Source organism: Methylobacterium sp. Leaf112 (assembly GCF_001423295.1).
Taxonomy (GTDB): domain Bacteria; phylum Pseudomonadota; class Alphaproteobacteria; order Rhizobiales; family Beijerinckiaceae; genus Methylobacterium.
Genome location: NZ_LMNG01000023.1, coordinates 344,594 through 354,861, shown reverse-complemented (window position 1 = coordinate 354,861; position 10,268 = coordinate 344,594). Strand labels below are relative to the sequence as shown.

The 10,268-nt window shown below is 68.0% G+C and carries 8 protein-coding genes; all 8 read right to left on the bottom strand.

What is annotated here, in order from left to right; translation table 11 throughout:
- Window positions 1–3 precede the first annotated feature (3 nt).
- The 8 genes from ASF52_RS12080 to ASF52_RS12045 all read right to left on the bottom strand — a co-directional run bounded on the left by ASF52_RS12080 (window position 4) and on the right by ASF52_RS12045 (window position 10,265).
- Window positions 4–1,260 carry a D-amino acid dehydrogenase gene (locus tag ASF52_RS12080; protein WP_056172083.1) on the bottom strand — a complete coding sequence of 419 codons (1,257 nt, stop codon included), beginning with the start codon at window positions 1,258–1,260 and terminating at the stop codon, window positions 4–6.
- A 13-nt stretch (window positions 1,261–1,273) separates the two neighbouring features.
- The gene (alr, locus tag ASF52_RS12075; protein ID WP_082515297.1) at window positions 1,274–2,455 is read right to left on the bottom strand and encodes an alanine racemase; all 1,182 of its coding nucleotides are present in this window, start codon (window positions 2,453–2,455) and stop codon (window positions 1,274–1,276) included.
- On the bottom strand, window positions 2,455–4,161 hold the full coding sequence (locus tag ASF52_RS12070) for a Na/Pi cotransporter family protein (RefSeq protein WP_082515296.1): 1,707 nt from the start codon (window positions 4,159–4,161) through the stop codon (window positions 2,455–2,457). The genes alr and ASF52_RS12070 overlap by 1 nt, the downstream gene beginning before the upstream one ends.
- On the bottom strand, window positions 4,158–5,882 hold the full coding sequence (locus tag ASF52_RS12065; protein WP_056172081.1) for a putative 2-aminoethylphosphonate ABC transporter permease subunit: 1,725 nt from the start codon (window positions 5,880–5,882) through the stop codon (window positions 4,158–4,160). The genes ASF52_RS12070 and ASF52_RS12065 overlap by 4 nt, the downstream gene beginning before the upstream one ends.
- An 8-nt stretch (window positions 5,883–5,890) precedes the next feature.
- Complete coding sequence (locus ASF52_RS12060; protein ID WP_056172079.1) at window positions 5,891–6,988, bottom strand: putative 2-aminoethylphosphonate ABC transporter ATP-binding protein; 1,098 nt, start codon at window positions 6,986–6,988, stop codon at window positions 5,891–5,893.
- 41 nt (window positions 6,989–7,029) lie between these two features.
- A complete protein-coding gene (locus tag ASF52_RS12055) occupies window positions 7,030–8,061 on the bottom strand; it encodes a putative 2-aminoethylphosphonate ABC transporter substrate-binding protein (RefSeq protein WP_082515295.1) in 1,032 nt (343 codons plus the stop codon).
- A 246-nt stretch (window positions 8,062–8,307) separates the two neighbouring features.
- Window positions 8,308–9,135, bottom strand: a complete 828-nt coding sequence (phnX, locus tag ASF52_RS12050) for a phosphonoacetaldehyde hydrolase (protein WP_056172077.1) — start codon at window positions 9,133–9,135, stop codon at window positions 8,308–8,310.
- A 20-nt stretch (window positions 9,136–9,155) separates the two neighbouring features.
- Window positions 9,156–10,265 carry a 2-aminoethylphosphonate--pyruvate transaminase gene (locus tag ASF52_RS12045; protein ID WP_056172075.1) on the bottom strand — a complete coding sequence of 370 codons (1,110 nt, stop codon included), beginning with the start codon at window positions 10,263–10,265 and terminating at the stop codon, window positions 9,156–9,158.
- Window positions 10,266–10,268 lie beyond the last annotated feature (3 nt).

Below are 10,268 nucleotides of genomic sequence, written 5' to 3'. Positions count from 1 at the left end.
CGCTTAAGCCGCATAACGTGCTTGCGCCAGATCACGATGGTCTATGTCCGGTGCACGGCCCGAGATGAGATCCGCGAGCAATCGGGCGGAGCCGCAGGCCATCGTCCAGCCGAGCGTGCCGTGCCCGGTATTCGTGAACAGGTTCGCAAGGTTCGTCGCACCGACGATCGGGGTCCCGTCTGGCGTCATCGGCCGCAGCCCTGTCCAGAACGACGCCTCCGACAGTTTGCCGCCGCGTGGGAACAGGTCGCCGACGCTTCGTTCAAGGGTGGCCCGGCGCGGTCCCCGCAAGGTCTGGCTGAAACTCGCGAGCTCCGCGGTACCGCCGACCCTGATCCGCTCGCCGAGCCGGGTGATCCCCACCTTGAAGGTCTCGTCCATCACCGTCGAGACCGGCGCGGCGTCCGGGGCGATCACGGGGAGCGTCAGCGAGTAGCCCTTCACGGGATAGACAGGAAGGCGGACGCCGTGGGGTCGCAACAAGGCGGGCGTGTAGCTTCCCATCGCAGCGACGTAGGCGTCCGCCCGAAAGCGGTCCGTGCCGGCCCTGACGGCGACGACGCGGTCACCGTCCACCTCCAGGCCGTCGATGTTCACACCGTAGCGGAAGACGACGCCGAGCCTCTCGCAGAGTGCGGCGAGTTCCTTGGTGAAGAGATGCGCGTCGCCGGTCTCGTCCCCCGGCAATCTCAGGCCGCCGACGATCTTCTCGCAAACGGCTCCGAGGGCAGGCTCCGCAGCGACACATCCGGCCCGATCGAGGACGGCGTATTTCACACCGTAGGCGTCGAGCACACGGGTGTCGTCCCCGACATGGTCGAGTTGCTTTGGCGTCCGGAAGACCTGCAGCGTACCGCGCTCACGGTGATCATAGGCGATTCCCGTGTCGTGGCGCAGGTCGCGCAGCACGTCGCGGCTGTACTCCGCCAACCGGACCATGCGGCCCTTGTTGCGCGCGTAGGCCTCCTCCGTGCAGTTGGCGAGCATGCGTGCCAGCCAGCCGTAGAGGCGCGGCTCGAACGAGGGCCAGAGCACGAGGGGCCGGTGGCGCATGAGCAGCCATTTCATCGCCTTGACCGGGATGCCCGGCGCCGCCCAGGGTGCGGCGTACCCGGGCGAGACCTGCCCCGCATTGGCAAAGCTCGTCTCCATCCCGGACCCAGCCTGCCGGTCGAGGACCGTCACTGCGTGACCGGCCTTGGCGAGGTAGTAGGCGGATGTGACGCCGACGACGCCGCTGCCGAGAACTAGGATACGCATCGGTCAAGCCTCCTCAAGCCAGATACCGGCGGACGTAGCGGCGCCCGAGGCTGGTGAGCACCTCGTAGCCGATGGTGCCCGCCTCCCTCCCCACGCCGTCAATCCCGTTGGCCGGTCCGATCAGGTCGAGGAAGTCACCATGAGCGACGGCGCCTTCGGGGGCCCGGCTCACATCCACGACGATGCTGTCCATCGAGACGCGTCCGACCACCGGCAGCCTCAGGCCGTCAAGCCATGCGGAACCGCGCCCGGAGAGGCTGCGCGGAAGACCGTCGGCGTAGCCCACCGCCAGAGTGGCGAGGCGCATCGGGCCGGGTGCGCGGGCGGCGTGGCCATAGCCGATGCCGGCGCCCCCCGGTACGGTGCGCACCTGCACGACCTGGCTCTCCAGCCGCACGACCGGGCACATGGGATTCGCCTCGCCGGGGACCGGAGCCACGCCGTAGAGGGCGGCCCCCGGCCGAACGAGGTCGAGATGGTAGCTTTGTCCCAGAAAGATCCCCGACGACGCCGCGAGGCTGAACGCCGCCGCCGGAAAGATCGGCCGCAACGCCGTCATCGCATCACGCTGTGCCGGGTTGGTCGGATCTTCCGGGGTGTCGGCGCAGGCGAGATGGCTCATGACGAGCCCGACCGTCATGTGGTCCGTCCGCGCGATCCGGGCGGCAAGACGCCCGGCGTCGGCGAGGGCGAAGCCGAAGCCGAAGCGCGCCATGCCGGTGTCGAACTGGATCGCGCAAGGCCCACGAAACCCGGCGATGCGCGTCGCGCGCGACCACGCCTCGAACGCGCTCCAGCCGTTCAGCACCGGTTCCAGGCGATGGACGAGGCAGGCCGCCTCGGCACCCGGCGCGGCACCGTTCAGGACGAGAATGCGGCTCATCGGGAGGTCGCGCCGGAGAGCGATGCCCTCCTGCACCTGCGCGACGAAGAAGGTGTCGCATCCTGCCGCCGCAAGCATCGGAGCGACCCGTCCGGCACCGAGCCCGTAGGCGTCGGCCTTGACGACCGCCGCAACCCGCGCCCCCGAGGCGCGCGGGGTCAACGCTCGGTAATTGCGCACGATCGCGCCCAGATCGATGGTGAGGCGGCCGCCGCAGGTCGCCTCGGACCAGGCGCTGTCCGAATCCTCGTCGCCGGTCTCGTCCACGAGGATGTCCAGGCGGCGCGGCGACAGATCGACCGCGCCATCCATCACGGCACACCTCCGATCGGGGCCGGCGGAGGCGTCAGCGCGGGCAGGCGCGGGGTGGCTCCGGCCGCCACGGCCACGCGCAATCGGCTGTCGAGAAGTTCGCCGCTGTTGCGCAGGATCGGATAAGCGGCGGCGGCGACCAGATGGTCGTTGATCCGTTTGAGATCGCGCAGCAGATCGAGACCGACGGTCCAGGCCGCATCGTCCCTGGCCGGTTCCTCGCGAAGCCACGCGATATGGGCGACGACATGAGCCTCTTCCATCGCCCGGAAGGCCCGCTTCTCCGCCGCCAGGCGACGCGCCGCGCGGTCGTCCTCGGTGACGAGCAGCGAGGCCGCGTTGCGCAGGTTGACCGACAGCCGGTCGAGCAGGCCGGCGAGGTCGAGGGAATCGGCGGACGCCGCGCCGAGTTTGCGCCGTCTGCCGATTTGCGTCGCGACGTTGCGCGCCAGGACGTCGCCGGCATGCCCGATCTGAATGGTAAAGCTCATCAGGCCCGCGAGCCTGCGCTCCTCGGCTTCGTTCAGGGTGTCGGCATCGAGCCGGGCGAGGTAGCGCTGCAACTCGGCGCCGAGGCCCTCAATCTCGCGCTCGGCGGCCCGCATCCGCTCGACGGCGAGACCATCACCCCGCAGCAGGCGAATGGCGTCGCGCAGCATGCCCTCGAGGATGTCGGCCATGCGTAGCGCGTGGCGGGAGGCGTCGCCAAGCGCCATCGAGGGCATTTCGGCGTGGTCCGCAACCAGCGACAGTCCGCGCACTGTGCCGGGCGCCGCCTCCATCTCCGGCAGCAGCCGGCGGAGCAGTCTGGCAAGCGGCCCAAGCAGCGGCAGGGCGGCGAGCGCGAGGATCCCATTGAACGCGAGGTGGAAATTCGCCACGGCGACGCGCGGATCTCCCGTCATGGCCTCGACCAGGGGCGTGATCCCGCCGAGCAGCGGCAGCGCGACGAGGCAGCCGGCCAATCGCACCAGGAGGTTCCCGAGCGCCACCCGGCGGCCGGCGGGCTCGCGGGTCGCCAGCATCGGATTGAGGGCGCTGCCGAGGTTGGCCCCCAGCACCAGGGCGAGAGCGGTCTCGGGCGGGACCATGCCCTGCCCTGCGAGCGCGGCGACCAGCAGGATCACCGCGACGCTGGAATGGGCCACCCATGCGAACAGCGCGGCGATGAGCACGGTGATGACCGGATCGGCCGCGACGATGCCGAGGATCGCCCGCATCGCGGGCGCTTCGCCGTAGGGCGCGAGCGTCTCCACCATCCGCATCAGGCCCAGCAGGACGAGGCCGAGGCCGATGGCGATCCGCCCGATCGCCTTGCCCTTCGCGCCCGATGCCCGGCGAAAGGCGACCGCCCCGACGAGGACGAGCACGGGCGCCACCATCGCGACGTCGAACGACAGGGCCTTGACGATGAGCGCCGTCCCGACGTTGGCGCCGAGCATCACCGCCAGGGCCGGCATCAGCTCCACCAGCCCCCCGGCCGCGAAGGCGGTCGCCATCAGCCCCGTCGCGGTGCTGCTCTGAAGCAGCATCGTCACGCCGAGGCCGGCGAGCATCGCCTTGACCGGGTGATTCAGACTTGCGCCCAGCACGCGCTGGAGATCACCGCCGAAGGCGCGCTGCACCCCGGTGCGGATCATGTGGATGCCCCAGAGCAGGAGCGCGACCCAGCCCGCGAGATCGAGGAGCAGCACCGTTCCGGTCATGTCATGACCTCGCGGCGCCGCCACGCCTGCGCCCGAACGAGGACGAAGCGATGGACCAGGGCGAGGAGGAGGCGCGCCGCGAGGGCCGTCGCCATGATCACGCTCGCCATGGCGGCGGCGGCGGCCGTCGTGCCGGCCTCGTCCATGTGGACGATGGCGATGGCCGCGAGCTTGGTGCTCGGCCCGTAGAGGAAGATCACCGCCGAGACCGTCGTCATCGCGTTGACGAACAGGTAGACGGCCAGTTCCAGCACCGTCGGCACGCAGATCGGCAGGCTGACGCGCCGGAACGTCTGCCAGAACGGCACCTTCAGGGAAGCCGACACGGCTTCGAATTCCGGGTCAATCTGCTTCAGTGCCGTCGTCGCCGTCACGTGGGCCACGGTGTAGTAATGCGCGAGCGTGTTGATCACGAGCAGCGCCAGGGTTCCGTAGAGGACGTTCAGCGGGTTCCAGGGCGCGTTGAAAAAGAACACGTAGCCGAGGCCCAGCACGAGGCCGGGGACGGCAAGGGGCAGCATCGCCAGGAGCTGCGCGAAGGCGCGGCCGGCGGGAAACAGCTTCAGCTTCTCGATGAGGTAGGCGCCGCAGAACACGACCACCGTGCCGATGGCGGCGACCGAGAGCGCCATGACCAGGGAATTCCAGTACGGCGACCAGCCGTCGGCGTCGGCCGCCGCGAAGTCGTAATGGTCCAGCGTCAGCCCGAGGTTGTAGGGCCAGTAGCGGATGAAGGAGGCCCAGACCGCGACGCCGTAGGTCCCCACGATCACCCCGGCCACGAACACCGCGTAGGCGAGCACGAGCCGATCGCGGGCCGGACGGACTTTAGGCTCGTAGGGCACCGAGCGGGCCGAGAGCAGGGACGATTGCCGGCGCTGGATCAGCCGGTCGACGACGAAGGCCAGCACGGCAGGCACCAGCATCAGGAGGCCGACGACGGCCCCCATCGGGAAGTTCTGCTGGCCGACGACTTGCCGGTAGGCGTCGGTGGCGAGCACCGCGTACTGGCCGCCGATCACCTTCGGGATACCGAAATCGGTGACGACGAGGGTGAAGACCACGAAGGCGGCGCTGACGAGGCCGTAGCGGGCGCCGGGCAGGGTCACGGTGAGGAAGGTGCGCAGGCGGCTCGTCCCCATGGCGGAGGCGGCCTCGTAGAGGCGCCCGTCAGAGAGCCCGAGCGCGGTGACGAGGATGATCACCGCGTGCGGGAACGCGTAGAGGCATTCCGCGATGGTGATGCCGATCGGCCCGTAGACGGTTCGGCCGAACAGGATTCCACGCAGGAAACCCTGGTTGCCGAGGATGTAGGTGAGCGCGATGCCCGACAGCAGGGAGGGCGCGAACAGCGGCAGCAGGGCGAGCGCGAGCAGCAGCCCCTTGAACCGCATCGCCGTGCGGGTGAGTGCATAGGCGTAGCCGAAGGCCAGCGGCACCACGATCGCGACGACGCTGCCGGCCACGGTGATGCTGTTGAGAAGCGCATCGACCAGCGTCGGCGTGGCGAAATAGGTGCGGAAGTTGGACAGGCCCGCCATCCCGCCGTCCGGGGCCTCCAGGCTCTTGATCAGCAGTGCGCCGAGCGGCAGGGCGATGACGAGCACGAGAACCAGGCACAGGCCCGCGATGAACGCGATACCGACCGTGCTTTCGGAAACGGCACGGCGCTTTGCCGGCACGGCCTCCGACCGGGGCAAGGCGAGGGTGGCGTCGGACATGGCCGGCCTCACGCGTGCGTGGTCGCCGGGAAGGCCCGGAGGGCCGTCGGCGGCAGGGAAACGTAGAGGTATTGGCCCTCGCTGAGGGCGAGGTCGCCATGCAGGTTGGCCGAGAGGTCGGCGACCAGCGTTCCGCCGAGGTCGCGGCTGGGCTCCAGGCGGGCGCGGTAGAACGAGCCCAGGAACTCGAGGCTGCGCACCCGCACCTCGATGGCGTTGACGTCGGTGGGGACGACGTTGCCGACACGGATCTCCTCTGGGCGGAAGCCGAGGCGCACGGGACTGCCGGGAATGAAGCCACGCCCGTCCTCGCAGACGAGGTCGACGCTCCCGACCCGGATCTCGCGGGCGCTTCCGACGGTTGCGTTGAGGAAGGTCATAGCGCCGATGAAGTCGGCCACGAACGCCGAGGCGGGTTGACGGTAGATGTCCTCGGGTGTGCCGACCTGCTCGATCGCGCCGCGGTTCATCACCACGACCCGATCCGCCATGGCGAGCGCCTCCTCCTGGTCGTGGGTGACCATGATGGTCGTGATGCCGAGGCGTTTCTGCAGCTGCCGGATCTCGTCGCGGAGCCGCGTGCGGACCTTGGCGTCGAGCGCCGAGAGCGGCTCGTCGAGGAGGAGCAGGGAGGGGGAGGTGGCCAGTGCCCGGGCAAGTGCCACCCGCTGCTGCTGGCCACCCGAGAGATGGACCGGATACTTGGCTCCCTGTTCGGGCAGGCCAACGAGGGACAAGAGCTCGGCGACCCGCGCGGCGATCCGTGCTTTCGGCATCCGCGTGTTGACGAGGCCGTAGGCGACGTTGGCCGCTACCGTCAGGTTCGGGAAGAGCGCATACGATTGGAACACGATGCCGAAGTCGCGCTCCGAGGGCGGGGCCGACGAGACATCGCGGCTACCGATCTCGATGCGTCCCTCATCCTGCCGGTCAAGCCCGGCGATCATACGCAGCAAGGTCGTCTTGCCGCAGCCGGAAGGGCCGAGGAAGCAGACGAACTCTCCCCGCGCGATCTCCAAGTCGATCCTGTCGAGGGCGATGAAAGCACCGTAGCGCTTCGACAATCCCGAAACCCTGAGAAACGGCGTCGCGTCGCGAAGTGTCATGGCAGTACCCTCGATCTCTCGTGTTCTCGTTCGGACGAGCCCTACTTCTTGGCGGCTTTGGCCTCGTAGCGGCGCGACCATTCGGCGAGCACCCGCTCGCGGTTGTCGGCCATCCAGCCGAGATCGTTTTTGATCATCGCAGCCTCGGCATTGGCGGGGTAGTTCGCGGGTACGTTGGCGACGCCGGGATAGGCAACGACCGCGTAACTCTTGGCGTAGAGTTCGTTGGCAGCCTTGGTCGCACCCCAGTCGGCAACCTTGCGGGCGAGTTCCAGGTGCTTGGTGGTGCCGACGATGGCGTAGGCCTCCTCGTCCCAGCCCGTGCCGTCGGCGGGAACGACCACGGCAAGTGGCGCCCCCTTCGACTTCTCCGCGGCGCCGCGCATGTCCAACGACAGGCCGGCGGTGCGCTCGCCGCGTGCTGCCTGGACACAGGGCGCCGAACCTGAATGCAGGTAGGCGGCGATGTTCTCATGGAGCTTGTCCATGAAAGCCCAGCCCGCCTCTTCGCCCATGCCCTGGAGCCAACCGGCGACCAGCAGGTAACCGGTGCCCGAGGAGGCGGGGTGTGGCATCACCACCTTGCCCTTGAGGGATGGCACCAGGAGGTCGGCCCATCGCGCAGGGGTCTTCGCGCCATCCTTCTCGGCTTCCGCGGTGTTGAAACAGATCACGCCAATCGAGGCGTCGGTGCCTGTCCAGCTGTAGGGGCGGATGGAGTCGCGAAAGGCGGGCTTGAGGGCGTCTGCCCCCTTCGGCTCGTAGGTAGCGAGCAGGCCCTGCTTCTCGAACATCAGGAGGCTGGAGGCGGCGAGCCCCATCACCATGTCGGCGCGAGGATTGTCCTTCTCGGCGAGGAACCGGGCGGTGATGACGCCCGTCGAATCCCGGACCCAGACCACCTCGACCTCGGGCACCGCCCGCTCGATGCCCGCCTTGAACGGGCCGAGCTGGTCGTTTTCCAGGGCGGTGTAGATCGTAAGCTTGGTGCGCTCAGCTGCCGATACTTTGGCTGGAACCGTCAGCGACGATGTCAGGGCGAGGGTCAGGGCGAGGAGGCCGAGGACTTTCATGGATGATGCTCCGGAGTCTTGTCGTTCCGACGTCTCTAACGCCCGATCTATGACAGTAGAAAGACGAAAACTCTGGTCGATCAAGTCCAGCCTTTATGCATTGCCTGCCTGATTATAAGCCACCACCAAACGTGACTTACATACATAAGATCAGCCGACATCTGCCGCTGGCAATAGCCGCGGAACAACGACGAAATATTTTAGTCGGGCGCGCGAAATCACGCCCGATCGAAACCAGGTCGTTTCTCAGCAGGCCTGCGGCATGCGTCCGGCCGCCAGCAATCCGTTGATGTCGTTCACGACGCCCGGCAGGTCGGCGATGGTGTCGATCAGAAAGTGGGGCCTCGAGTCGGCGAACAGGGCGCCGATACGTGCCCGCTCGGACGCGAGGCGGTCGGCGGGGAGTGCACGGAACGCGTCATGAGTGAGCCCCAGCGCGTTGCCGGAGCAGGTGAGCGCCACGGTCCACATGCCGGCCTTGCGGCCTTCGAGGATGCCCGGAACTGTATCGTCTACTTTCACGCAGGCGGCGACATCGTCGATGCCGAGTGCGATCACGTTGGCCAGCGCCTGTGCTGGATAGGGGCGCCCGTTCGGGACCTCGTCCGTGGCGACTACATGGTCCGCGACGTAGCCGTTTATAGCGGCGAGAGCGACCACCCGCTCCATGACGCAGGCGGGGTATCCGGAGCAGGAGCCGATCTTGAGCCCGTTGGCCCGCAGGTCGGCGATGGCGTCCAGTGCACCGGGAATCACAGCGGAATGCTCGGCGATCTTCTCGATCTGCAGAGGCATGAAACGCTCGTAGATCGCGGTGACGTCAGCATTGGTTGCTTCGCGTCCGCAGGCAGCCGCGTAGCGCGCGGCGATCTCGGGTTGGTTCAGAAGCGTGCGGATGTGATCCCATTTGCCCATGCCCATCGGGCCCCTTGCCTCGGGCAGGCTCACGGCAACGCCGAACTCCGCGAAAGCCTCAACGAAGATCTGTGTCGGTGCGAAGGAGCCGAAATCGACGACGGTCCCGGCCCAGTCGAGGATCGCGGCCTGGAGTTTCTTCGGGTGAGCGTAGGACATGGCTATGCTTTCCTGTGCGATCAGAGGGTCGTGACGTTCAGCTCTGCAAACACCTCGGCGACGGCCTCGACCGCGCGCTCCATGTCGGCGGATTCGACGTGGCCGATGCAGCCGACACGAAACGTCTCCAGCTGGGTGAGCTTGCCGGGATAGAGAATAAAGCCCCGGTCACGCACGGCGGCGTAGAATTCGGCGAAGCGGTACTTCGGGTCGCTCGGCGCGTGGAAGGTCACGATGATCGGAGCCTGGATCTCCGAAGGCAGGAAGGACTTTAGGCCAAGCCGTTCCATGCCGCGGATCAGTACCTCGCAGTTGCGGGCGTACTTGGCGTGACGGGCCGGCAGACCACCCTCCTCATCGTATTGCAGCAGCGCCTCGTGGAGAGCCGCGACGACGTGGGTCGGCGGGGTGAAGCGCCATTGCCCGGTGCGCTGCATGTAGAGGTGCTGGTCACTGAGGTTCAGCGCCAGCGACGGAGAGTTGCCCTCGGCCCTGGCCAGGACATCCGCCCGCGCGATCACGAAGCCCATCCCGGGCACGCCTTCGAGGCACTTGCCCGAGGCGGCGATCAGCGCCTCGAACGGTACCGCGGCCGCGTCTATCGGAAGTGCGCCGAAGGAACTCATCGCATCGACGATCAGGCCGCGACCGTGGCGCGCGACCACAGCGGCGATCTCGGGCAACGGGTTGAGGATGCCGGTGCTGGTCTCGCAATGGATCAGCCCGACATGGCTGATGGCGGGATCGGCGGCGAGCAGGCCGTCGACGGCCTCGGGCGTGGTGGGGACGTCGTCGGCCGTCTCGTAGACCGTGTGATCGCGTCCTAGGGCCTCGCATATCTTCGCGAGACGTTTGCCGTAGGCCCCGTTGACGAGGACCAGCACCTTGCCGGACCGCGGGACGAGGGTGCCGATCGCGGCCTCCACGGCGAAGGTGCCGCTACCCTGGAGTGGCACGCAGACATGGCTTCCGGTGCCGTTGGCGATGGCAACGAGGCGCTCGCAGACGTTTGCCGTGAGAGCATTGAAGCTTCCGTCCCAGGAGCCCCAATCCGTCATCATCGCCGCGCGGGTGCGCTCCGAGGTCGTCAATGGGCCGGGCGTGAGGAGAATGGGAGCGGCGGCTGTCATGGT